Origin of the sequence: Methylobacterium carpenticola, assembly GCF_042748905.1 — a bacterium.
Taxonomy (GTDB): Bacteria; Pseudomonadota; Alphaproteobacteria; order Rhizobiales; family Beijerinckiaceae; genus Methylobacterium; species Methylobacterium carpenticola.
The window spans coordinates 221,071-243,823 of sequence record NZ_JBHZEO010000001.1 but is presented as its reverse complement, the minus strand read 5'-3'; the positions used below and the strand labels follow the sequence as shown (position 1 = coordinate 243,823).

Here is a 22,753-nt window from a genome sequence, read left to right as displayed (position 1 = left end):
GAGGTGTGCGTTCTGATGAGCAGTTGTAGAAGCCCGCGATGTAAGCGAACAGGTCGCGTCGCGCCTCATCCCGGGTTGCCCATCGTCGCTGATGGACGAGCTCGACCTTGAGGGTGTGGAAGAAGCTCTCCATCGGGGCGTTGTCGTAGCAGCAAGCCGTCCGGCTCATGGATGGCTTCGCCCCCATGCTGGCGAGCTGCCTCCGGTAAGCTCCGGCTGCGTACTGGCTGCCGCGATCCGAGTGGCAGATGAGCCCGGCAGCCGGCCGCTGCCGCTGGGCGGCCATCATCAGCGCAGCCACGCTCAGCTCGGTGCGCATGTGATCGCGCATCGACCAGCCGACGATCTTGCGCGTAGCCAGATCGAGGACGGCAGCCAAATAGCGCCAGCCCTCGCCGGTTGGCAGGTAGGTGATGTCGGCCAGCCAGACCGTATTGGGCCGCACGGCTGAGAAGTCCTGCTTCAGGAGATTGGGTGCGATGGGAAGATCGTGACGGCTGTCGGTCGTACACGGCCGGAACCGACGACCCGCCAGGGCACGGATACCGTGCCGGCGCATGAGACGCTCCACCCGTGCGCGGCTGACGGAACGGCCCTCGGCCCGCAGGGCGGCATGCACGCGTGGGGAGCCGTAGCGCCGGTGATGAGCGGCATGGATGCGCCGGACGTCGTCCAGAAGTTGGCGGTTGGAGGCCGAGCGCGCGCTCTCGGGCCGTGACCGCCAACCGTAGAAGCCGCTGGGTGAGACTCCGAGCACGCGGCACATGAGACGCACCGGCCAGGTCCGCGCATGCTGCTCGATGAAGGCGAACGTCACTTGGGCATCTCCGCGAAGATGCCGATGGCTTTTTTTAGCACGTCGCGCTCCATGCGCGTGCGGTCGAGCTCCCGCCGCAGTCGGGCGATCTCGGCAGCCTGATCGGAAGGGGACGCAACCGGGCTTGGTGGCGCAATCCCCGTCGATCCGGCCGGCCGCGGTCGGGGTGGGGCCCCGTTCAGCGTAGCCCGCCACTGCCGCAACATCGAGGGCTGGATCCCGAGCTCGGCCGCGACCTGCATCTGCGGCCGGCCGCTGCTCTCCAGCAGAGCAACGGCTTCGCGTTTGAACTCGGGTGTGAACTCCCGTCTCGTCTTCGCCATCCGACACCTTCCCCGCTCAGCATGAGCGTATCAGAGCTGTCCGCGAAGCCGAGGGAGGATCACTGCCGGCTGTGGTTCAACCAGATCTCCCGTGCCTTCTGCGTGATGATGTGGGCGTCCTCGGGGGTCACGAAGGCTTGTGCGTCGCGCACTTGTCCGTTCGGCCCCAGGCAAACTGAGAGCCAAGGCAGCTCCGGTAGAGAAGGCTGATAGACAGCAAAGGTACATCTGGTGGGGTCGTCCTCGTTGTTCTCGGGCATACGACTTGATTACGACTGCCACTCGTGTATGTTAATAACATGGCCCACGTTTCGTTCGATCCGGGTGTTGTGTCTACGATCGACTGTGCCTGTGCGGGGCAGCAGAAGCGCTGCCATGTCCTTTCTCGACTTGTGCCGTGGACTGCCTCGCTGCACAGCCGCACAGTGACGACCGAGAGCAAGGTCGGCTCTTTCGAGCGGGCATTTCGGCCTCCGGATCGTATTCCCCAATTACGGCGGGCCTTCTCGTGCTTGTACTCGGCGACTGATCTACGATGCCAAAGCTTCGCCAGGGACCAAACCTCGGTCGAGGCCTTCGATGGTACCAGCAGCCTCTCCAGTCCGGCGATAATTCAACGTCGGCAAAACGGAATTTCGCTTTTTCCTAAGAAGAGTGATCGATGATCAAGCACATGGTTGTGTTCGCATTGGCATTTGCTATTCTGCTGCCGGGGAGAGCAGACGCATACTCGACGGCGGGTGGAGCCGGTGCGGCGCCGATCAAACCCAAATGTTCGGTCCTTCTTCCGCCGAAGGAACGGAACACGATACACAGACCTCGGCGTTACAGGGCGAATTCCCGCTCCTCTTGCGTACACCGCCCGCCGCCTGCCGACAGGTTCCATGACCGATGTCAGCCCTCCGAGCAAGAAGCCCGAGAGCTGTTGGACTTGCGCCGGAAAAATGGAGAGCTCTTTCCGTGAGGGACGAGGTCTCCGATGCCAGAAGCCAAGAAGCGTTTCACTCCTGAGTTTCGCGCCGAAGCCGTTCGCCTTGCTCACACGAGCGGGCGCAGCCGCCGGGAGGTCGCCGAGGATCTCGGCATCGGCCTCTCGACGTTGCGCCACTGGATCGACGGACAGCGCGATCGCGAGATGGAGGCGCCGCCCTTCGAGCGTCAGGAGGACATGGCCGCCGAGCTGAAGCGGCTGCGGCGCGAGAACGAGGTGCTGCGCCAGGAACGCGAGATCCTGAAGCGAGCCACGGCTTTTCTCGCCAAGGAGGGAAGTCGATGAGGTTCCGGCTCATCGATGCGGCGAAGAACGAGTTCCCCGTCCAACGCCTGTGCAAGACTCTCGGCGTGAGCCAGAGCGGCTACTTCGCCTGGAAGAGCCGTCCCGCATCACGCCGACAGCGTGAGGACCTCGTGCTGCTGGCTCACGTCCGCTCAAGCTTCGCGCGCGCTCATGAGACCTACGGCAGCCCACGGATGACGCGCGAGTTGCAGGACCAGGGGCTGAGCGTGGGGCGACGGCGCACGGCGCGGCTGATGCGAGAGAACGGCTTGCGGGCGCGTCAGCCGCGCCGCTTTCGGCGCACCACCGACAGCCTGCATGCCTTCCCGGCTGCCCCCGACCGGCTCGAGCAGGACTTCGCGGCTGCGCGCCCGAACGAGAAGTGGGCGGCTGACATCTCGTACGTGTGGACGCGGGAGGGGTGGCTCTATCTCGCGGTCGTCCTGGATCTGTATCCCGGCGGGTGGTCGGTTGGGCCGTCAGTGACCGGCTCCACAAAGAGTTGGCGCTCACAGCACTGCGACGAGCTCTAGCGGTCCGTGGATCTTTGGTTGGTCTGATCCATCATTCGGATCGTGGCAGCCAATATTGCTCAATCGAGTATCGGGCTGAGCTTCAAAAGCGTGCCATGCTGATCTCAATGTCAGGCAAGAGGAACTGCTATGACAATGCGATGGTCGAAACCTTCTTCAAGACGCTGAAAAGCGAGCTGGTCTGGCGCACGGTGTTTCACACCCGGGCCGAGGCGAGCGAGGCCCTGGCCCGCTACATCGATGGCTTCTACAATCCGGTCCGGCGCCATTCCGCGCTGGACTATATCAGCCCGGCCCAGTTCGAGAGCCGCGGCGCCAGCAAAACCGCTCTCCACTAATCCGACGCAAGTCCAGACCTCTGATGCTGCGCTTCAGTGATGCTCGCAGACACATTGGCCATGATCGGCGAGCACCTGAATGATCCGGCATTCGCAAACCCGGCCGTGCCCGCATTCCTCGATCATGCGCTGTAGCTCGCTACGCAAGGCCGTGAGCTGCGCGATGCGGCGGTCCACGGCCGCGAGATGGCGACGGGTGATCTGGTCCACCTCGGCGCACGAGCGGTCCGGCTGGGCGTTCATGGCCAGAAGCTCGCGGATCGTGTCCACCTCGAAGCCGAGTTCGCGGGCGTGGCGAATGAAGTTGAGGCGCGCCACCGCGGCGGCGTCATAGCGGCGCTGCTTGCCCTCGGTGCGCGGCGGGGGTGGCATCAGTCCTGCGCCTTCATAGTAGCGGATGGTCGGCACCTTCACGCCGGTCTGCCGGGACAGCTCCCCGATCGAAATGCCCATTTCCCACTTGCTCCTCTAGTCGCTAGAGGATGTACCAGAGCGGCCCACAGAGAAAGGGTTGGCTGATGGCAGGCTCTGCAAAGGCGCTCCGTTATCGTGTCGAGGGCATGGATTGCCCAAGCTGTGCAGGCAAAGTCGAGACAGCCGTGAAGCGGCTGCCGGGCGTCTTGGGCGTGCAGGTGAGCACGCTCACCCAGGTGCTCACCCTGACTGCGAACGACGACCTGCCCCCCGAGGGCATCGAGCGCGCGCTCCACGCGATCGGCCACCCGCCGCATCGCTTGCCGGCCAAGGACGCACCTGCAGGAACGCGGGATCACGACGATGACGGCGCTACTGCGGGCCGCTGGTGGGAGAGCACTAAGGGCCGGCTGACGATCAGCAGCGGTGCGGCCTTCGTGCTCGCCTGGCTGCTGGCAGAAGGCGTGCCCGGCTATGAGCGCTGGCTTTATACGGCGGCCGTTGCGGTTGGTTTGCTGCCGATCGCTCGCCGAGCGTTTGCGGCGGCCCGGGCCGGTTCGCCGTTCTCGATCGAGATGCTGATGACGATCGCTGCGGTCGGCGCAGTGATCATCGGTGCGGCCGAGGAGGCCGCCGCCGTGGTGTTTCTATTTCTGGTCGGGGAGTTGCTGGAAGGCGTTGCAGCCGGCCGGGCGCGCGCCAGCATCCAGAGCCTGACGGCACTGGTCCCGAAAACCGCCCTGGTCGAGCATAACGGCAGCACCGAGGAGATGCCGGCCGACCGTGTGCCGGTGGGGGCCACCATTCTGATCCGGCCCGGCGACCGCATCGCTGCGGACGGCGAGATCATCAACGGCGAGGGGGCGATCAACGAGGCGCCGGTCACCGGCGAGAGCACGCCGGTGCGCAAGGGACCCGGCGCATCGGTGTTTGCCGGCACGATCAACACCGATGCGGTGCTGCGCGTGCGCGTGACCGCAGCGGCGGCCGACAACACGATCGCCCGGGTGGTCCGGCTGGTCGAGGAAGCGCAGGAAAGCAAGGCACGGACCGAGCGCCTGATCGACCGGTTCTCACGCTACTACACGCCAGCCGTGGTCGTGGTTGCGGCGCTGGTGGCGGTGTTCCCGCCACTGGTGCTCGGCCAGAGCTGGGGCGAATGGATCTACAAGGGTTTGGCCATCCTGCTGATCGGCTGCCCGTGCGCGCTGGTGATCTCGACGCCGGCAGCGATTGCGGCGGCCCTATCGGCTGGCGCGCGGCGCGGTCTGCTGCTCAAGGGCGGTGCCGTCCTGGAAAGCATAGGTCGGATCACCGCGGCAGCGTTCGACAAGACCGGCACGCTGACTGAGGGCCGCCCGCAGGTGACGGATGTGTTGACCTTCGGCCGGAGCGACACCGAGGTTCTTAGCCTGGCCGCCGCGCTGGAGCAGGGCTCCAGCCATCCCTTGGCACTGGCCATCTTGGAGCAGGCCAAGGCCGCTGGTGCGCCGGTGCCGCCGGCGTTTGATGCCCGAGCGCTGCCTGGCAAAGGTGTGATTGGGTCAATTGGTGGCGAGCAGATCTTCCTGGGATCGCCGCAAGCGGCGGCCGAGCAGGGTTCTTTAACGGCTGTGCAAACCGACCAGGTCACGTCCTTGAACGACGCCGGCAAGAGCGTGGCCGTGCTGGTCGTCAACGGTATGGCGGCTGGCGTGATCGCCATGCGCGACGAGCCACGCGCCGATGCTCGGGTTGGTCTGGACGCCTTGCGCGCGCTCGGCGTCACGCCAGTCATGCTGACCGGCGACAACCCGCGTACAGCTGCGGCGATTGCCGCCAGTCTCGGTATTGAGGCTCGGGCTGGACTGCTGCCCGAAGACAAGCAGCGGATCGTGCGCGAGCTTCAAGAGCAGGGGCTCGTGGTCGCCAAGGTCGGCGACGGCATCAACGACGCGCCGGCTCTGGCAGCAGCCAACGTTGGCATTGCCATGGGAGGTGGCACGGACGTCGCTCTGGAAACCGCAGACGCTGCCGTCCTGCATGGCCGGGTACGCGATGTGGCGCACATGGTCGGTCTGTCGCGGGGAACCATGGCCAACATCCGCCAGAACATCACCATTGCGCTGGGTCTCAAGGCGGTCTTTCTGGCGACCACGGTGCTGGGGATCACCGGCTTGTGGCCTGCTATCCTGGCCGACACGGGCGCGACAGTGCTGGTCACTGCCAATGCTATGCGGCTGCTCACCTGGCGGCCCTGAAACGGGAGGTCAGCGCCCATGAAGAAGGAACGGGCAGCCAGTTATCATCAGCCTCCCCTCCGGCGACGAAAGGTCCGACCGCACATCCGGGCAAGGGCGGAGCGCACGATCATTAGGCTGGCTATAGCCCTTGGTGTCCTGATGAGCTTCCTCAGTTTGGTGAAGTACCTGTAGGTGTCTGCTGCGCTCTAAAGAAATACACGTAATATCAATCCACGGGGCTCTGTCTGGTCTTCAAAGGGCAACAACAGGGTCGAGTCGTATGCCTATTTCACAGAGGTGCTTGCCCGCATGAGTTCGGGCCACTCAGCGAAAAACCTCGACGCCCTGTTGCCCTGGATCAGGACACCCGCCGACAACCCGTCAGAGCACCTGTGAGTGTCTGACGCTTACCTGTCTGGATGCGAGACCTGCCTGGCGTCTTAATGATGACTGCCGCGGCGGTGATGCCCCCGACCGTGACCATACCCATGCCCGCGCTGGTGCTGGCCACGCATGCCATGGCCACGCCCGTGACCATGCTGCACCGAAATCACGTTGTCAGGTGCGCTGGTCGCTCCGGGCACCACGGGCGCCGCCGATGCCGGAGCCGCGGAGACCATTATGGCCAGAGCGAAGAAACCAAGAAGCGGGATCCTCATGCGCGTTTCCTTTCCACTTTCGTTCGACAAATCTGCAACACGTGCGGTTGTAGGGCGAAGCTTGCCGTCTCGACAGATGCAAGCAGGAGCTTCGCCGTTCCAGGAAGGCGATCAGTGGCCGTGCCGCTCCACGGTCGTCCGCTCGTGGCTGCCGCCGTGATGACCACCACCGTGATGGCGCTCGCCGTGCCGTTCGCCGTGAGTCGGGCGTTCCACATGTTCACGGCGCTCCCCGTGGCCGTGGCCCGAGCCCCCACCGTGAACCGACACGCCTCCGGGGCCAACATCGACATGCTGAGCGAAGGCGGCGGCCGGCCCCATGGTGAGCGCCGCGGCGATCAGACAGGCGAGTAGGAAGGATCTCATCACTGGCTCCATCGTGGAAAACCCGGCAGGAACGCTCCACGCGGGCAAACCGATCCATGGATGTGCGAGCCTCAGCGATCCCCATCGCAGCAGGCGTCAGCCGCTGTTCAGCTGCGTCGCGCTAACCCGTACGCACTGACGGTGCGCTCGCCTCGGTTTGTGCGCTAGCGCGCATGAGCATCAACTGAGACGTGCTTTGCTAAAGACACGGCAGAGCAGGTTCGGCGGCCTAATCAGCGTCGATGCTGTCTGAAGCTGCCGAGGGCAACACAGGTCAAGATTTCGAACTCCTAGAACAACCGCTTTCTGCGTCCGCTAAGTGCTTGAAATCGCTGATGCTGCATCGGTTGAGTTAGGTGCTCTTACTCCGGACGACACAAGGAGCAGGACGATGGTAAAGCTTGCTAAGCTGGCTGCTGCTGTAGCGATCGTGGGCGCAGCCACGTTCAGCGCTGGTGGCGCATCTGCGTTTGATCACGGCCATGGTGGCGGCCACGGTCACGGCCACGGCCATGGCGGCGGCCACGGCTGGAGCCATGGCGGTGGCCACGGCTGGGGTCATGGCGGTGGGCATCGCAGGGGTCATGGGCACCACGGTTACGGCCATCATGGATACTATGAACCGGCCGTTCCCTTCGTCGTTCACGGTCACGGTCACGGCCATTACGACCATGAATAAGGCCGGCAGGCCTTGGTTCCGGATGGCTTGACCGCCGCTCGCGGCTCTAGCCTGAGCGGCGGTTGGGCTATCGTAATCCGCGCGTCGCACCGTCCCACCCAGGATGCAAGAGTTGTGAGCGGCCGATCTCGTCAACCGCGGCGACACGTTGCGGTGAGGTGCAATGACAAGTTGATGGGAGAAGCGGTGCCAGATCGAGCCGCGGCATTGCCCGTTCTGACCGAGAGCCACGTTCTCCTCGTCGAGGACGACGACGGCATGCGTATGCTCGTCACGCGCGCTCTGCGCGAAAGCGGGTATAGGGTGACAGGCTGCCGAAGCGGCGCCGAGATGTGGCAACTCCTTCCCGACCTCGGCGTGGAACTCGTCCTGCTCGACGTGATGCTGCCGGGCGCATCAGGACTCGACCTGCTGAAAGCCCTCAGGGCCAAGAGCGCGATCCCAGTGATCATGCTCAGCGCCAGAAACGAGGAAGCAGATCGGGTCCTCGGCCTTGAACTCGGCGCCGACGATTACGTAGCGAAGCCGTTCGGTCGGCCGGAGCTCCTCGCCCGCATCCGGGCTGTGCTCAGGCGAGCCTCCATCGTTCCCTCGCCCGCCGCAGCACGGCCAGAGATGCTGACCTTCGCTGGCTGGTGCCTTGATCTGCGCAGCCGCGCGTTGCGCGATCCAGAGGGAGCGGGCGTCGACCTATCGGGAGCAGAGTACGATCTGCTTCTGGTTTTCCTTGAGCATCCTGGGCGCGTGCTCGGCCGCGAGCAAATCTTGGAGATGAGCCGCGCCCGGCTCGCCTCGACCTCTGACCGCAGTGTCGACACCCTCGTCAGCCGGCTGAGGCGCAAGCTCGAACCACCCGAGGGCTCGGCACCCGTCATCAAAACGGTGCGCGGCTCCGGCTACATGCTAGCCGCCAAGGTCGTGCGAGTATGAGGGGAATGATCGGACTCGCCCGCAGCCTGGAAGGGCGGACGGTCGCCGTCCTGCTTGTGGCCGTTCTCGTAGTCCATGCTGGGGCGCTGATGCTCTACCGCCGCTCAGCCGTGGCCGCCGCCGACGAGGCGTTCGCGTCCGAGATCGCCCGGCAACTCGTTCTCGCGCGCGAAGCCGTGCTGAGACGCCCACTGGGCGAGCGTGTAACCGAGGCCAAAGCCCTCTCATCCAACCATTTCGAGATCGGCTGGGACCCACGCGCGCCATCCCCCAGCGCGACGACGAGCAACCCCGCACTCCGCCACCTGCGCGACCGCCTCCTGACCCTTGAGCCGACCCTCGGTCCAGGACTCAGCCTCGTCCTGGAGGCGCCGGACGAGCCGCTCCACCGGCAGGACCTGCGCGGGAGCTTCCCGCTCTCAGACGGGAGCTTCCTGACCTTTCGGTCGGCTCACGCGCCGAGCCTGGTCGATGCCGCTCCCTGGGCCTCCCTGGCCACGGCCATGGCCATCCTCGTCGGGGTGGCCTCCGTCGTCCTGATGCACTGGATCGCGGGACCGCTGCGGGAGCTGACACACGCCACCGGCCTGATCGGGCACGGCACAGTCGTGCGGGTTCCTGAGATTGGCCCGGATGAAACGCGCGAGATCGGCCGAGCGCTCAATGCCATGCAGGAGCGCATTCATCGGCTGGTCGGCGAGCGGACGCAGGCGCTTGCGGCCGTCTCTCACGACCTCCGCACGCCCATTGCCCGGCTTCGCCTGCGCATCGACCGCGTGGAGGACGAGAGCGAGCACCACGCTATGGCTTCCGACCTCGATGAGATGCAGGCAATGATCGACGCGACGCTCTCCTATCTGCGCGGCGACACAGACCCTGAGGTCCAGCAAGTCACCAACGTCGCAAGCCTCCTGATGAGCATCGCCGACGCCTCCACGGATGCGGATCGCGACGTCGAGTATCTGGGACCCGGGCGCGCGCTTGCGACCGTGCGGCCCGTAGGCATCCGTCGCGCGCTGGAAAACCTCGTCGACAATGGGGTGCGCTACGGGTCGCGGGTGCGCATCAGCCTGGAGATTGAGGACGCTGCGCTCGTGGTGCGGGTCGATGACGACGGTCCTGGCATCCCGCCGGGGGATATCACTCGCGTGTTCGAGCCGTTCACCCGGTTGGAGGGCTCGCGCAACCGCAACACGGGTGGGACCGGCCTGGGCCTGACCATCGCCAAGCGGGCGATCGAGGCGGAGGGCGGCACACTCGGCCTCGACAACAGGTCGGAGAGCGGCTTGCGGGCCGAGGTCCGCCTCCCGAGAGCGGGTTCCCGCAATTGACACACTTTGTCACGAACGCGGCGATCGGAAGACAAATGGCTTGGCTATCTTCACCTCCGAAGGCGGCAGACGCCGCCATGAGATCGGAGACAGACCGATGAAGCGCATCCTCGCCACCGCCCTTGCCGCAGGACTGCTGGCCGGGGCCTCGGTCCCGGCCTTGGCCGTCGATGGGCACGGCAACGCCGACAAGCCCGAGCTAGTGGTTCCGAACACGGGCAATGTTTCGGGAGGGCCAACCCACCGGGACGACCCGCGCGTACGTGAGGCGCAGGAGAAGGGGCCCGATGGCAAGCCGGCCCACTCCGCCAAGGACGGTCATAACCACGGACACGGCCACGGCAACAAGTGATGCATGGACGGGGAAGGCTCGGATGCGGAGGGTGCCGGCATGCGGATGCTACCTCTGCTGATCGCCTTCGCCCTGTTCGCCGCAGGCATCGGCTACGCTCTCGCCGCCGGACCCCCGCCCGTCCGTGGCACCGCCTTCATGGTGCGATCCAGCCCACCTCAAGCACCGTGAACGGCCCGCTCCGGCAGCCCGCCGGGGCGGGCTTCTCCACAACAGCAACTCGGTCGTGTGCGGTATTCATGCTCTCGCTTGTGAGTCGGGGCATCAATCGCACATAATGAGCACGATGTTCTCGGCACGGCGCCACAGGATCTTAGCGGTGGCCGGGTGGTGGACGACCGCCGCCCGCATGGTTGCGCTCATCCTGGTGCTGATCATCGGAACGCCGATATCTGATGTCGCCGAAGACGTCGTATTCCATCGCGTCCACGAGCAAACCGAACTCGTCGCCTCGCTCGACGTTTCCCCGGGTGGAGCGGAAGCCAGGGACCCCGGTTTGGCCGGGCACCTTCACTGCGGCTGCCACGTGCTGGCCATCTTGGACGTCGGGGTGCCCACGCTAACCCCGCGCCGGTCCCGGCCGCACTACGCTCGCGTGAATGAGGCGATGTCCTCGCTCACTCCTGACCGCTTGCCCAAGCCCCCACGCGCCTGAGGCGGCACGAACGCGCGCGTCCGAACCAGCGCCCCCGGCCTGGGAGCTAGCCCGGCCCACCACGAGTTGGGGCCAATTGGGGACGCCCAAACCTCCGCTCTGGATCCCTGCCGAGTAGGCAACCATGCGCATTCTCCTGATTGCAGTCCTCGTCACCGCCGGTGTCCTCCTGGGAGCCGCCGTTCCCGCCATAACCGGCTTCGTCCAAGGCGTTCTCGCCTCGGCGGGCCTCACCCCGTCCAAGTCCGCTCCGGCGGCCGCGATCTCGACCACACCCGCGATGCCCGCGGCTCTCCCCTCGGCCGGAGCTGCGAAGGCCGGTGTCGAAGGTCGCGCCGAAGGCGAGCACGCCCATTCCGAAGCCGAGGGCGAGGAGGGGCACATCAAGATGACCGCCGAGCAGGTCGAGAACCAGGACATCAAGGTGGCCAAGGTCGAGGGCGGGACGCTCTCCCGGCACATCCTCGTGCCCGGCACCATCACGCCTGACACTGACCGGATCGCTCGGGTGCCGGCGAAGGTCGTCGGCACCGTGGCCGAGATGCGCAAGCGCCTCGGCGATGCCGTGAAGAAGGATGAGGTCGTGGCCGTCCTCGACAGCCGCGAGGTCGCCGATGCCAAGAGCGAGTACCTCACCGCGGTGGTGCGGGCTGAACTGGAGAAGACCAACTTCGACCGGCAGCAGGCGCTCTGGGACAAGCGGGTCTCGGCCGAGTCGGCCTACCTGAACGCCAAGGCCGTCTATACCGAGGCGGCCTTGCGCCAGGACCTCGCCCGGCAGAAGCTCTCCGCACTCGGCCTGAACGCCGCGGAGGTGGCCAAACTCGCCAAGCAGGACGAGGCGACGCCGAACACCTCGACGCTGCGCCAGTACGAGCTGCGCTCGCCTCTCACTGGGCGCATTGTCGAGCGCAAGGTCGACATCGGCACCGCTGTCGGCAAGGAGGGCGACCCCTCCGACCTCTACACCGTCGCGGACCTCTCGACCGTCTGGATCGACCTCTCAGTCTCGACCGCCGACCTCGCCAAGGTCCGGGAGGGCGCGCCAGTCGCAGTCAAGGCGGGCCAGGAAGATGGCGAGCGACAGGAGCAGGGCAAGGTCATCTTCGTCAGTCCTCTTCTCAACGCCGACACGCGCTCGGCCCGGGTCGTCGTCGCCCTGCCGAACAAGGACATGGCTTGGCGCCCCGGCACCTACGTCACCGCGGAGGTCGAGGTCGCGCAGGACCGGGTCCCGGTGCGGGTGCCGAAGGCGGCGCTCCAGACTGTCGAGGGCAAGCGCGTTGTCTTCGTCCGCACGGACGAGGGCTTCGAGAAGCGCAAGGTCGAGCTCGGACGCTCCGACGATGATGCCTTCGAGGTCGTCTCCGGGCTGAAGCCGGGCGAGGACATCGCGGTCGGCAACAGCTTCCTCCTCAAGGCCGAGCTCGGGAAGAGTGAAGCCGATCACGACCATTGAGGAGAGGCGACATGATCTCCCGCATCCTCGACTTCTCGGTCCACCAGCGTTGGCTCGTGCTGCTGCTGTCCCTGCTGGCCGCCGGCTTCGGCGGCTACGCGGTGACGAAGCTCCCCATCGACGCCGTGCCCGACATCACCAACAACCAAGTCCAGATCAACACGACCGCGCCCTCGCTGTCGCCAGTCGACATCGAGAAGCAGGTCACCTACCCGGTCGAGACTGCACTCGCCGGCATCAAGGGGCTCGAATATACCCGGTCGCTCTCGCGCAATGGCTTCTCTCAAGTTACGGCGGTCTTCGCCGAGAAGCTCGACATCTACTTCGCCCGTCAGCAGGTCGCTGAGCGCCTCGCTCAGGTCAAGCAGGACTTGCCGCCTGGCGCCGAGCCAAGCATGGGCCCGATCTCGACAGGGCTCGGCGAGATCTACATGTGGACGGTCCACTACGCGAAGCCCGACAAGCGCAAGGTCTCGGAAGCCGGAAAGCCGGGCTGGCAGCCGGACGGCAGCTACCTGACGCCCGAGGGCCAGCGCCTCGGTACGGAGCTGGAGCAGACCGCCTACCTGCGCACGGTCCAGGACTGGATCATCCGGCCCCAGGTCAAGACAGTGCCGGGCGTGGCCGGCGTCGACGGCATCGGCGGCTTCGAGAAGCAGTACCACGTCCAACCGGACCCGACGAAACTCGCCTCCCTCGACCTCTCCTTCTCCGACGTCGCCCGCGCGTTGGAGACTAACAACGCCAACCAGGGCGCCCGCTACCTGGAGGACAACGGCGAGGGCTACGTCGTCCGCGCCGCTGGTCGCCTGGAGACCATGGACGACATCGGGAACGTCGTCGTCGCGACCCGGGGCGGCGTGCCGGTCCGGATCAAGGATATCGCCGAGGTTCGCATCGGGCGCGACCTGCGCACCGGCTCCGGCTCGGAGGACGGCCAGGAGGTGGTCGTCGGCACCGCCCTGATGCTGATCGGCGAGAACAGCCGCACCGTCGCCGCCGCGGTCGACGCCCGCATGGGCGTGATCCGGAAGAGCCTGCCGCCCGGCGTCGAGGTCCAGACCGTCCTCGACCGCACCCGCCTCGTCGAGGCCACCATCAAGACGGTGGTGAAGAACCTGTCCGAGGGCGCGGCTCTCGTCATCGTCATCCTGTTCCTGCTGCTCGGCAACATCCGGGCTGCCATCATCACGGCCTTGGTCATTCCGGTCGCCATGCTGATGACCCTCGCCGGCATGGTCGAGGCGAGGATCTCGGCCAACCTGATGTCGCTCGGTGCCCTGGACTTCGGCCTCATCGTCGACGGAGCGGTCATCATCACCGAGAACGCCCTGCGCCACCTCGCGGAGCGCCAGCACGAGCTCGGCCGGATTCTCGACACCGAGGAGCGCCTGCAGACCGTGCGGGCCTCGGCCGAGGAGATGATCAAGCCGTCCCTCTACGGGCAGGCCATCATCATCCTCGTCTACGTGCCGCTCCTGACCTTCACCGGGGTCGAAGGCAAGATGTTCGAGCCGATGGCGCTCACCGTCATCATCGCGCTCGCGGCGGCCTTCGTCCTGTCGCTGACCTTCGTGCCGGCGCTGATCGCCATCGCTATCACCGGGCGTGTCACCGAGAAGGACAACCTCATCATCCGGGGGCTCAAGGCGGCCTACCGGCCGGTGCTCGCCGCCGCGTTGCGGGCGCCTCTCGCCTTCATCGGCTTGGCGTTATTGCTTCTCGTCGGGGCGGGCGCCCTGTTCACGCGGCTCGGGACCGAATTCATCCCCCAGCTCGACGAGAAGAGCATCGCCCTCAACGCGACCCGCATCCCCTCGACGTCGCTGTCGCAATCCCAGGCCATGCAACTCAAGATCGAGGAAGTGATCTCGAAGTTCCCACAGGTGGCCTACGTCTTCTCGAAGACGGGCACGGCAGAGGTCGCCTCGGATCCAATGCCGCCGAACTCCTCTGACACCTTCGTGATCCTTAAACCCCAGGAGGAATGGCCGGACCCGTCCTTGAGCAAGGCCGACCTGCAGGAGCAGATCGAGCAGGCGGTGGGCAAGCTCGCCGGCAACGTCTACGAGTTCTCACAGCCCATCCAGCTGCGGTTCAACGAGCTCCTGGCCGGCACCCGCGGCGACCTCGCCGTGAAGGTGTTCGGAGAGGAGTTCGAGCCGATGCTGAGGGCGGCGAACCAAGTCGCGGCAGTTCTGCGCGGCATCAACGGTGCCGAGGACGTGAAGGTCGAGCAGACGGCCGGCTTGCCCTTCCTGGAGATCAAGATCAACAAAACCGAAGCCGCCCGCTACGGCCTCAGCACGGGAGCCATCCAGGAAGTCATCGGCGCGGCCATCGGAGGCCGCGACGCTGGTGTCGTCTTCGAGGGCGATCGGCGCTTCCCCATCGTAGTGCGCCTGACCGACAAGGTGCGCGAGGACCGCGAGGCCTTGGAGAACATCCCGGTGCCGCTGCCTCCAGGGCCGAACGGCCGGGCGAGCTCGGTCCTACTCAAGCAGGTGGCGAGCTTCTCGGTCACCGACGGTCCGAACCAGATCTCGCGCGAGAACGGTAAGCGGCGGGTCGTGGTTACGGCCAACGTCCGGGGCCGCGACATCGGCTCGCTGGTAGCGGAGGCTCAAGCCAAGGTGGCGAGCCAGGTGCAACTGCCGTCCGGCTACTACGTGACCTGGGGCGGCCAGTTCGAGAACCTCGCCTCGGCCAAGCAGCGCCTCATGATCGTGGTGCCGGTGTGCTTCTTCCTCATCTTCCTGCTGCTCTACTCGGCCCTGGGCTCGCCCCGGGACGCACTCCTGGTGTTCAGCGCGGTACCGTTGGCGCTGACCGGCGGCATCGTCGCCCTGTGGCTGCGCGGCATGCCGGTCTCGGTGCCGGCGGCAGTCGGCTTCATCGCGCTCTCCGGCGTGGCGGTGCTCAACGGCCTCGTGATGCTGACCTTCATCAAGCAGCTCGTGGCGGAGGGCCGCCCGAAGCGGGAAGCCATTCTGGAGGGCGCCATGACCCGGCTGCGGCCGGTGGCCATGACCGCGCTCGTCGCCTCGCTCGGCTTCGTTCCGATGGCGATCGCCACCGAGACCGGGGCTGAGATCCAGCGCCCGCTCGCCACCGTCGTCATCGGCGGTCTGATCAGCGCGACGCTGCTCACACTGGTCGTGCTGCCCGCGCTCTACGCCCGCTTCGGCAAGGTTGCGGTCACCAAAGCGGCCGAGCGTCCATCCAAGGCGGCACCGCGACAGCTCAGGGCGGCGGAGTAGAGCATGATCGGCCGGTGTCGCAGGCTGTCTGCCACGCTCGTGCTCGCCTGGGGCCTGCAGGCCGCAGCCGCCGGAGGCGCTGAGCTCCCGTCGGTAGAGGCGCCCTACGGACTAGCCTGGGGACCGGTGACCGAGGTGCCCAAGCCAACCCTGGTGGACCGCGAGGCCAATATCACGGCCCTGATCTACTTCCAGGGCCAAGCACCCGCCACCGGCCGCGACACCCAGGAGATCGTCCTCGAGGTCTGCCGCGACGAGGGCCTGCAGCGCGTGATCTGGTTCAGCCGGATCCTGACCGATCCCGAAAGGTCAGACCTGTACGAGATGATCCTGGCGGAGGGGATCCGCCGACACGGCAAGCCCCAGCCCGGACCCTATCTGCGCTCGCTGGTGTGGCCGACGGGCGTGATGCTGGGCATCCGGACCGCGGTTGGCTGGGGCGAGCAGATCGTCATGGTGAGCGAGGGCGGCGGCTTCGCCCGTTGCTCGGAGCATCACCGCCAGCAGGCCGGCCACCCGGCCTCCGACCACGTCGCCGAACTCTTTGGATCCGCCTCACACCGACCGGCGGGCGCCCCGTAGCTGGGCTCCCGCACGCGTTCACGCAGGCATCCAGGCATCAACGGGACGAAACACGCATGGGACACGGACATTCTCACGGGAGCAGCATCCCCACCGGTTCGGCCGCAGCCAAGAACAAGGGCCGCCTCGGCTGGGCCCTGGGGCTGACGCTGGCGTACATGCTGGCCGAAGTGGTCGGTGGGCTCCTCACCGGCAGCCTCGCCTTGCTCGCCGACGCCGCGCACATGGTCACTGATGCCGGCGGCCTTGCCCTGTCGCTGCTCGCCATCCACTACGCGGGCAAGGCTGCGACGCCTAGCAAGAGCTTCGGCTACATGCGCTTCGAGATCCTGGCGGCGCTCGCCAACGCCGTCGTGCTCCTCGGAGTGACGGCCTACATCCTCTACGAGGCTTACCGCCGTTTCATTGAGCCGACCGAGATCCTCGGCTGGCCGATGATGCTGGTCGCGCTCGTTGGCCTGGGCGTGAACCTCGTGAGCATGAAGCTGCTGGCAAGCGGTTCATCCGAGAGCCTTAACATCAAGGGAGCCTACTTCGAGGTCTTCTCCGACATGCTGGGCTCGGTCGGTGTCATCGTCGCGGCTCTGGTCGTGATGGGTACCGGCTGGCGTTGGGTCGACCCACTGGTTGGTGCCGGTATCGGGCTCTTCATCGTGCCGCGAACTTGGCGCCTCCTAAACGAGGCTATCCACATCCTACTCGAAGGCACGCCGCCAGGCATCGATCTCGCCGAGGTGACGAACTCGCTCGGGGACATTCCGGGGGTGCAGCGGGTCTACGACCTGCACGTCTGGACGCTGACCTCCGGCTTTGATGCGATGAGCGCCCACTTGGTCGTCGCCGACGTCTCCAAGGGTGTGCAGATCATCAGGGCGGCCCGGGCACTGATGAAGGAGCGCTTCGGCATTGAACACGTCACCCTGCAGATCGAAGACGTTCAATTAGCCGCCGAGGCTCCGGAGCTGCGTGTGTGAGGTGGTCTGCGCGCAACAACGGGCAGGCAAGCGAGGGGACCGTCCATTTTGGCCCTTAGAGCGGAGTAGGCTCTGAGGGCGGATGAATTGTGCGAGACTGATTGATCGGTCCGCTGGGTCTTGGGAGGATGAAGACCCTGTCACGGCACCGTTCTCGCAGTGTCGCGTTCAAGCGTCAGGTCGCGCAAGAGTACCTGTCCGGCGAAACGCTGCACAGGTTGCCCAACTGACCCGCCATACGGATCGGGGTAGTCGGTTCACGCCGACAAAAGGATTTCATGAGCGGCGCACCTAAGTGATTTTCCACTCATGGTGCAGCTCAAAAGCCGTTCAGCATCATCGTGGCAGTTGGCTCCGGCTCACCTCTTCAGCCAGCGCGAACTCAGCCAAACCACGCTCAGTGCAACGGGCGCGTTCGCTTGGTTATGTGCTGAAGTCTGAAGGTAAAACTAAAACGGCTCCATCTTTGTGGTGCCGTCTGCCAAATGGTGTTGTGCAGGCCCGCACTATCGAGTGCGAAGCACAAAATTGTTTCGAGAAAACCACAAATGAGCGACAAAAAACTTAATGGTGACCGCCTAAACACAACATTCCTGTATGGCACTGATGAGAATGTACTACTCTATAATGAGGGTAGCCTCTGTGCTGAGCTGCATGGTAACATTCGTCTTCAGAGTGCACGCAGCTTATGCTGTCCCAGTGAGTATGCTGAGCGACCTGAATTTTAGTAAAAACCGTGTTTGATATACTGGTGATTGATTTTTGTTCGGCATAAACGCTATTATTGGAGATGAATAATAAAGCAAATGCTAGTTTGATCCTATAATTCATTGTCAACCTCCATCAGCGGCCGTTTACCAGCAAACAAAGAGGATTTGTTTTTTGAAGATGGCGTCACCTGGTCGTAATTTGCCCTGTGGACGCGGACTCAAACTGCGCACCAATGGCCCTTGCCATTTGGTAGGCAAGCTTAAGAAAGCATAATTTTCAAACCGCATCAACAGACTGAAAACTGCATGCGGCCAAGCCTCATTTTTTCCGCCGCTTGAGGGCCGGGCGCTGGCCTCGACGGTGCAGAAGGCGATTTTCATTGAGCCTGTGCAAGAGATCACCCCCATCGTTTCCGGCAAAGACATGCGGGAAGTTGTCATCTTCATTCTCGATAATTTTTATTAAAGATGAGTACGGCAGAAGAATTTACGTAGCAGGGGCTCGTGCGAGATAGTCAGTACAAACGACTTATGAACACGGGCCCACCCGCGTTAGAGCTAGGCTCGTATATCGTGGTGGAGATTGCTCATGTTAACTGGCGTCCAAGAAGCTTCAATCCATCTGGTCGCAGCTGCCCTTTGGCATCAACATGGCGGTAGAGTGTCTGGCGTGTCACACCAAGTTCGACGCACAGCGTGCTGACCTTCGTCTCTGGCTGGCCCATGGCTGCTTGAGCCAGCCTTAGCTTCGCAGGTGTCATCTTCGGCTTGCGGCCACCGTTTCGGCCACGTGCTCGGGCCGAGGCCAATCCGGCCTTCGTGCGCTCGACGATCAACTCGCGTTCGAATTCGGCCAAGGCCGCGAAGATGCCGAACACTAAGCGGCCGTTAGCGGTGGTGGTGTCGATGTTGGCGCCCTGCCCTGCCAGAACCTTCAGCCCGATGCCGCGGGAGGTCAGGTCGTGAACCGTGTTGACAAGGTGGCGCAGATCGCGGCCGAGGCGGTCGAGCTTGTAGATCACCAGGGTGTCGCCCTGGCGCAGCGCCTTGAGGCAGGCGTCGAGCCCGGGCCGGTCGTCGCGCTTGCCCGAGGCGTGATCCTCATAAAGGCGCTCCCCCTCGATCCCGGCCTGAGCGAGCGCGTCGCGCTGCAGGTCGGTGACTTGGGAGCCGTCCGCCTTCGACACCCGCATGTAGCCGATCAGCACGGTCCTTCTCCTACCGAATGACGTCCACGACGACGCCGACTGCGTCCGCGATCTCCGCCCACCGCCGCTCGGCGGTGACGGCAGGAAGACCTCGGTCGCGTGCCAGGGCGAGGCAGGCTCGATCGCCGAGGGACAGACCGGCCCCTCGCGTCGCCGGGCGGAATTCCGCCGAGAGGCGAGCCTGCTCATCACTGAACGGGACGATTTCCAACCCCAAGATCATGATCGCCTGAGCGGCCTCGCCGATCGGGAGACCGCGATCGACGAGCTTGGCGAGGACCTCGGCGAAATTCGCAGCCCCAAGCAGGGCGTCGGCGACGCGGGAGCGAACGCGGTCGGCACCGGTCTCCTCGAACAGGAGGGCGAGAACTGCTGACGCATCCAGGACGCAGCTCACGAACGATCCTCGCCCGCCGCCTCGGCCCGGCGCTCGGCGAGGAATTCGTCGACGACGCCGGACGCGTCGGGCGCGAACCGGCGGACGAGGGCCTGGGCGCGGCGCACGGCGTCGTCCGTGCTCTCCAGGACGAACCGGCCACCCTCGTCGTGGATCACGAGGGTGCCCCCCTGGCCCAGGTTGAGCTTTTTACGGAGCGCGGCAGGCAGGACAAGCCTGCCATTGGGGGCCACACTGACCTTGAAGTCGGACATGGCACTTCCGATCGCTATGTCATAGTTCAGCTATGGACCAGGACGACCGGGCGCGCAAGCGCTCCGCAAACGGGCGTTAAAGTGACGAACCGAGCGCGGCCGTTCGGAGCAGCCTCAACTTGTCACAAAACCGGTCATCCTATCTATGATCTGCAAATGGTTATGAGAGGAGAATTAGTGACAGGGCAGTTCGGATGAGCCTGGTGTGAGTGACCCTGTCTGCGTCTCGATCGGTTGTCGGACCGACGCAGCCTAACCTCGGCAGGCACTTCAACATGCACCGCTGCGCGTCCCCCCTTGATCTACGAGCATCAGGGTACTGACGGACGGGCAGGGGCGCCCGTGGACATCCGGTTAACGGCCGGCGGGTTGGGGATCCCAGCGTTCGGCTGATTCGCCATCACCGCAAGTTGATTCAAGAGATCTGATTCTTCTGAATCAGATTCATGTGATTCTTTATGGTTAAACTCAGCATGGAATCAGTTAAATTATTGGATTCACTCCATGATACGCCTGGGATCGACGTCCAATCTTAAAAATTAATTTGACTAATAGGCTGGGATCTCGTAGATCAACGTTCGCCACCGGACGGTTTGGTGCCGGGGGCGATTCAATTCATTTAGGGATTTGTGATGACCGATACGATCTACGTCGCCGTCTACCGGCACCGCCACGGCGAGGACATCTGCGTCTACGCCACCGAGGCCGCCGCTCTCAAAGCTCGCGCCGACGTCGCCGACGAGCAGTGGGAGTACGAGATCGAGGGTAAGCGCAAGCCGAAGCGCAACATCGGCGAGCGCTACTTCGAAATGGTCGAGGACGAGGAGTTCGAGGTCATCAAGTGCGTGGTGCTGACATGAGCGCGCGTCTCAACCGCGGTCTGTTCTCGTACTTCGTCCACGGTGCCGAGAGCGCCCTCGTGACGCTGCCCATACCGTTCGACGATGACGGTGATGGCGCCGATCTTGCCGATCTGGTGCGCGGGACCTCGGCGCCGGCCGAGGTCATCCCGGGCATGATCGCTACGGTCATGCGTGTCCACGCTGACACGCAACGGCAGCCGGGGGCGGCCAAGCGGAAGATCATGTTGGGCGTGTGGCTGCGTGTGCTCTCAGAGCTTGCCAAGTGCGACCACATGCTGGCCGTGGCTGGCAGCCTTGAGCACGGGCCGTACCTGATGATGGCGAGCACTCAGGTCCGCACCGACACCACAGACGAGGAGTTCGAGGCCGAACTGCCCGAGATGGTTCAGTGGCTGACTGCGCAGTTCGAGAAGCAGTACGGGGGTGCCGAGTGAGAACGGTCTGGCTCTGCCACTTGGAAAGCAAGCACTCGTGGTTCGGCCGGACCACCGTCCACTCCACACGTGAGTCGGCTCGGCAGTTGCTGCGCCGGGAGCAGATCAACGACCTCCTGGGGAACGAACATTCTCGCTCCGAGGTGGAGGTGTTGGACGACGACGCACCCCACGAGTTGTGGGAGGTGGAGACTGGCCGGATAGCGCTCTACGAGGAGACCGAGGTTCTCGGCTCCTAGCTTGGGCTCATGACCCATATCAATGACACGAGTGGGCGGCCTCGGTCGCCCACATCGACACTTTAGGGCAGTCCTGGCGACCAGTCTCTCCTCCGTGGCGTAGCAACCCTCTTCGATTTCTCTCCAGTCCAGAAAGATTGCTGCCGACAAAACCCAACCTCACGGCGATCATTTTAAGCCGTGAAATCTAAATACTCAAGGAAATTCCAGTGAAGAATTTTGTAATTGCTGACCGCACCCGTGATGGGTGGGTGCGGATCTATGTGGGAGATTATCAATTTGCCAGGGTGGCTGAAATGCAGCCGCGTTGGCTGGACGATACCACCCTTCAGCTCGCCGTGAGCTACAACGACGGCTGTGGCGACGTGTACCACCGTCGCTGTGTGAGCATCCGCGCGAAGTGCCCGGGTCTGGCCGAATCGCTGAAGTGGTGTGCTCAGCGTCGGATGGGCGTGAAGGTCATGATGGAGGCCGCCGAGCTTGAAATTCTGGGTGCTGAGGGCATGAACGCGCTCGACCACAAGCGGTGGGAGGGCGCCGAGAAAACGATCTTGGAGGAGATGCGACAGGAGGAGAGCCGCTGGCTCAGCAGTCACTGGAGTTCGAGCCGGTATGGCTCGCATTACCTCTACTCACACCGACTGCTCTTCAAGAAATTCGAGCACGCCTTCGAATTCAAGATGCGGTGGCTGTGATGGCGCGGCTCAAGATCGCGGATGTGCGGGACCATGGCTTCGCACTCGAAAACATCTATTTGCACATGATTGACAACGTGAACGGGAGGGAGTTGCACGCGTGGTTCGCCGAGCAGGGCTTTAGCTGGACGTTGACCAGGATCGGAAGCGCGGATTGGGTGGTCTTCGACACGCCGGCACAGGCCATCGCATTCAAGATGCGGTGGCTGTGATGCTGCGAGGCGCTCAGCAAGTGGTTCAAGGACGACCATCTCGATCCGCACCATGGCTGAGCCGCGCGAGCCGATGCGACGCCTCCATTGAAGGCACCCGACCCAGGCTGCCGGCTCTCCAGTCGACCTCTCAGCCTCAGTCCCGCCGCGACGAGGCGCGCGGTCGGATGTAGTTCGAGACGAAGTCCGGGTCGTGCATCTGCGCGGTCGGACTGACGGTCGCGATTGAGTGGTGGGGCTTGAACCGCTCGGTCAACATGAAGAACGGCATCGTGACGGCTTCCTTAGAGCGCATCCACGAGCCCTTGTTCTCCGGGTTGCGCCAGTAGTCGGCCTTGAACAGCGTGATGCATTCTTGGGCCGGGAAGGTATGGCGAGATTCTCCAGCGGCCGAGGTTGGTTCGGAATCAGTTGTGACCTCGCCGAGGAGGGCTAATATGTCGTCCACCAAAGGTACTCCTAGAATGGCGCCCTTGAAGCACGTCTCGGGTGCTCGGCGCAACATCAATCTCTTATCGACAAGGGCTCCGGGATGTCCTATAGCCCTGTCCGTCGCCGGCCGCTTTTGGGC

The 22,753-nt window shown here is 64.4% G+C and carries 22 protein-coding genes and 2 pseudogenes; 17 read left to right on the top strand and 7 right to left on the bottom strand.

Going from position 1 to position 22,753, the window contains the following annotated elements:
- Positions 1–22: 22 nt before the first annotated feature.
- Positions 23–1,140 (bottom strand): annotated as a pseudogene (locus tag ACE101_RS01315) (IS3 family transposase); the annotation flags it as partial.
- Positions 1,141–2,119: 979 nt separating this feature from the next.
- Here ACE101_RS01315 and ACE101_RS01310 point away from each other — a divergent pair.
- Positions 2,120–3,287 (top strand): annotated as a pseudogene (locus tag ACE101_RS01310) (IS3 family transposase).
- 33 nt (positions 3,288–3,320) lie between these two features.
- Here the strand turns inward: ACE101_RS01310 and ACE101_RS01305 are convergent.
- A complete protein-coding gene (locus tag ACE101_RS01305; RefSeq protein ID WP_379125727.1) occupies positions 3,321–3,740 on the bottom strand; it encodes a MerR family transcriptional regulator in 420 nt (139 codons plus the stop codon).
- 65 nt (positions 3,741–3,805) lie between these two features.
- Here ACE101_RS01305 and ACE101_RS01300 point away from each other — a divergent pair, with 65 nt between their 5' ends.
- From ACE101_RS01300 to ACE101_RS01245, 12 genes are all read left to right on the top strand, one after another.
- Positions 3,806–5,941, top strand: coding sequence for a heavy metal translocating P-type ATPase (locus ACE101_RS01300; RefSeq protein ID WP_379125725.1), 2,136 nt, complete (start codon positions 3,806–3,808; stop codon positions 5,939–5,941).
- A 207-nt stretch (positions 5,942–6,148) separates the two neighbouring features.
- Complete coding sequence (locus ACE101_RS01295) at positions 6,149–6,319, top strand: transposase domain-containing protein (RefSeq protein ID WP_379138418.1); 171 nt, start codon at positions 6,149–6,151, stop codon at positions 6,317–6,319.
- Between the two features lie 377 nt (positions 6,320–6,696).
- The gene (locus tag ACE101_RS01290; RefSeq protein ID WP_379125724.1) at positions 6,697–6,936 is read left to right on the top strand and encodes a hypothetical protein; all 240 of its coding nucleotides are present in this window, start codon (positions 6,697–6,699) and stop codon (positions 6,934–6,936) included.
- 467 nt (positions 6,937–7,403) lie between these two features.
- A complete protein-coding gene (locus ACE101_RS01285; protein ID WP_379125723.1) occupies positions 7,404–7,658 on the top strand; it encodes a hypothetical protein in 255 nt (84 codons plus the stop codon).
- A 143-nt stretch (positions 7,659–7,801) separates the two neighbouring features.
- Positions 7,802–8,557: a response regulator transcription factor gene (locus tag ACE101_RS01280; RefSeq protein WP_379125722.1), complete on the top strand. Its 756-nt coding sequence runs from the start codon at positions 7,802–7,804 to the stop codon at positions 8,555–8,557.
- Positions 8,554–9,888, top strand: coding sequence for an ATP-binding protein (locus ACE101_RS01275; RefSeq protein ID WP_379125721.1), 1,335 nt, complete (start codon positions 8,554–8,556; stop codon positions 9,886–9,888). Before ACE101_RS01280 ends, ACE101_RS01275 begins: the two co-directional genes overlap by 4 nt.
- A 97-nt stretch (positions 9,889–9,985) precedes the next feature.
- The gene (locus ACE101_RS01270; RefSeq protein WP_379125720.1) at positions 9,986–10,240 is read left to right on the top strand and encodes a hypothetical protein; all 255 of its coding nucleotides are present in this window, start codon (positions 9,986–9,988) and stop codon (positions 10,238–10,240) included.
- Positions 10,241–10,589: 349 nt separating this feature from the next.
- Positions 10,590–10,895: a hypothetical protein gene (locus ACE101_RS01265; RefSeq protein ID WP_379125719.1), complete on the top strand. Its 306-nt coding sequence runs from the start codon at positions 10,590–10,592 to the stop codon at positions 10,893–10,895.
- A 124-nt stretch (positions 10,896–11,019) separates the two neighbouring features.
- Positions 11,020–12,354 carry an efflux RND transporter periplasmic adaptor subunit gene (locus ACE101_RS01260; protein ID WP_379125718.1) on the top strand — a complete coding sequence of 445 codons (1,335 nt, stop codon included), beginning with the start codon at positions 11,020–11,022 and terminating at the stop codon, positions 12,352–12,354.
- 11 nt (positions 12,355–12,365) lie between these two features.
- Positions 12,366–15,614: an efflux RND transporter permease subunit gene (locus ACE101_RS01255; RefSeq protein ID WP_379125717.1), complete on the top strand. Its 3,249-nt coding sequence runs from the start codon at positions 12,366–12,368 to the stop codon at positions 15,612–15,614.
- Positions 15,615–15,749: 135 nt separating this feature from the next.
- Positions 15,750–16,196 (top strand): threonyl-trna synthetase, encoded by a 447-nt coding sequence (locus ACE101_RS01250; protein WP_379125716.1) that lies wholly within the window; start codon positions 15,750–15,752, stop codon positions 16,194–16,196.
- Between the two features lie 56 nt (positions 16,197–16,252).
- Positions 16,253–17,170: a cation diffusion facilitator family transporter gene (locus ACE101_RS01245; protein WP_379125715.1), complete on the top strand. Its 918-nt coding sequence runs from the start codon at positions 16,253–16,255 to the stop codon at positions 17,168–17,170.
- Positions 17,171–18,024: 854 nt separating this feature from the next.
- Here the strand turns inward: ACE101_RS01245 and ACE101_RS01240 are convergent.
- From ACE101_RS01240 to ACE101_RS01225, 4 genes are all read right to left on the bottom strand, one after another.
- Complete coding sequence (locus ACE101_RS01240; RefSeq protein WP_379125714.1) at positions 18,025–18,321, bottom strand: hypothetical protein; 297 nt, start codon at positions 18,319–18,321, stop codon at positions 18,025–18,027.
- 146 nt (positions 18,322–18,467) lie between these two features.
- Positions 18,468–19,088 (bottom strand): recombinase family protein, encoded by a 621-nt coding sequence (locus ACE101_RS01235; protein WP_379125713.1) that lies wholly within the window; start codon positions 19,086–19,088, stop codon positions 18,468–18,470.
- Positions 19,089–19,098: 10 nt separating this feature from the next.
- Complete coding sequence (locus ACE101_RS01230) at positions 19,099–19,485, bottom strand: type II toxin-antitoxin system VapC family toxin (RefSeq protein WP_379125712.1); 387 nt, start codon at positions 19,483–19,485, stop codon at positions 19,099–19,101.
- Positions 19,482–19,739 carry an AbrB/MazE/SpoVT family DNA-binding domain-containing protein gene (locus ACE101_RS01225; protein ID WP_379125711.1) on the bottom strand — a complete coding sequence of 86 codons (258 nt, stop codon included), beginning with the start codon at positions 19,737–19,739 and terminating at the stop codon, positions 19,482–19,484. The genes ACE101_RS01230 and ACE101_RS01225 overlap by 4 nt, the downstream gene beginning before the upstream one ends.
- A gap of 632 nt (positions 19,740–20,371) precedes the next feature.
- Between ACE101_RS01225 and ACE101_RS01220 the strand changes: the two genes are divergently transcribed.
- The 4 genes from ACE101_RS01220 to ACE101_RS01205 all read left to right on the top strand — a co-directional run bounded on the left by ACE101_RS01220 (position 20,372) and on the right by ACE101_RS01205 (position 22,182).
- The gene (locus ACE101_RS01220) at positions 20,372–20,599 is read left to right on the top strand and encodes a hypothetical protein (protein ID WP_379125710.1); all 228 of its coding nucleotides are present in this window, start codon (positions 20,372–20,374) and stop codon (positions 20,597–20,599) included.
- The gene (locus tag ACE101_RS01215) at positions 20,596–21,036 is read left to right on the top strand and encodes a hypothetical protein (RefSeq protein WP_379125709.1); all 441 of its coding nucleotides are present in this window, start codon (positions 20,596–20,598) and stop codon (positions 21,034–21,036) included. Before ACE101_RS01220 ends, ACE101_RS01215 begins: the two co-directional genes overlap by 4 nt.
- A 448-nt stretch (positions 21,037–21,484) precedes the next feature.
- Positions 21,485–21,970, top strand: coding sequence for a hypothetical protein (locus ACE101_RS01210; protein WP_379125708.1), 486 nt, complete (start codon positions 21,485–21,487; stop codon positions 21,968–21,970).
- Complete coding sequence (locus ACE101_RS01205; RefSeq protein WP_379125707.1) at positions 21,970–22,182, top strand: hypothetical protein; 213 nt, start codon at positions 21,970–21,972, stop codon at positions 22,180–22,182. The genes ACE101_RS01210 and ACE101_RS01205 overlap by 1 nt, the downstream gene beginning before the upstream one ends.
- A gap of 136 nt (positions 22,183–22,318) precedes the next feature.
- Here ACE101_RS01205 and ACE101_RS01200 read toward each other — a convergent pair whose 3' ends face one another.
- Positions 22,319–22,630: a hypothetical protein gene (locus ACE101_RS01200; protein ID WP_379125706.1), complete on the bottom strand. Its 312-nt coding sequence runs from the start codon at positions 22,628–22,630 to the stop codon at positions 22,319–22,321.
- Between the last annotated feature and the right edge of the window lie 123 nt (positions 22,631–22,753).

Excerpts from the sequence above, each read along its gene's own strand:
- ACE101_RS01215 (WP_379125709.1), top strand. The coding sequence starts at position 20,596 with ATGAGCGCGCGTCTCAACCGCGGTCTGTTCTCGTACTTCGTCCACGGT.
- ACE101_RS01240 (WP_379125714.1), bottom strand. The coding sequence starts at position 18,321 with ATGACAACTTCCCGCATGTCTTTGCCGGAAACGATGGGGGTGATCTCT.
- ACE101_RS01305 (WP_379125727.1), bottom strand. The coding sequence starts at position 3,740 with ATGGGCATTTCGATCGGGGAGCTGTCCCGGCAGACCGGCGTGAAGGTG.
- ACE101_RS01265 (WP_379125719.1), top strand. The coding sequence starts at position 10,590 with ATGGTTGCGCTCATCCTGGTGCTGATCATCGGAACGCCGATATCTGAT.
- ACE101_RS01225 (WP_379125711.1), bottom strand. The coding sequence starts at position 19,739 with ATGTCCGACTTCAAGGTCAGTGTGGCCCCCAATGGCAGGCTTGTCCTG.
- ACE101_RS01260 (WP_379125718.1), top strand. The coding sequence starts at position 11,020 with ATGCGCATTCTCCTGATTGCAGTCCTCGTCACCGCCGGTGTCCTCCTG.
- ACE101_RS01275 (WP_379125721.1), top strand. The coding sequence starts at position 8,554 with ATGAGGGGAATGATCGGACTCGCCCGCAGCCTGGAAGGGCGGACGGTC.
- ACE101_RS01255 (WP_379125717.1), top strand. The coding sequence starts at position 12,366 with ATGATCTCCCGCATCCTCGACTTCTCGGTCCACCAGCGTTGGCTCGTG.
- ACE101_RS01300 (WP_379125725.1), top strand. The coding sequence starts at position 3,806 with ATGGCAGGCTCTGCAAAGGCGCTCCGTTATCGTGTCGAGGGCATGGAT.
- ACE101_RS01205 (WP_379125707.1), top strand. The coding sequence starts at position 21,970 with ATGGCGCGGCTCAAGATCGCGGATGTGCGGGACCATGGCTTCGCACTC.
- ACE101_RS01245 (WP_379125715.1), top strand. The coding sequence starts at position 16,253 with ATGGGACACGGACATTCTCACGGGAGCAGCATCCCCACCGGTTCGGCC.
- ACE101_RS01280 (WP_379125722.1), top strand. The coding sequence starts at position 7,802 with ATGGGAGAAGCGGTGCCAGATCGAGCCGCGGCATTGCCCGTTCTGACC.
- ACE101_RS01270 (WP_379125720.1), top strand. The coding sequence starts at position 9,986 with ATGAAGCGCATCCTCGCCACCGCCCTTGCCGCAGGACTGCTGGCCGGG.
- ACE101_RS01220 (WP_379125710.1), top strand. The coding sequence starts at position 20,372 with ATGACCGATACGATCTACGTCGCCGTCTACCGGCACCGCCACGGCGAG.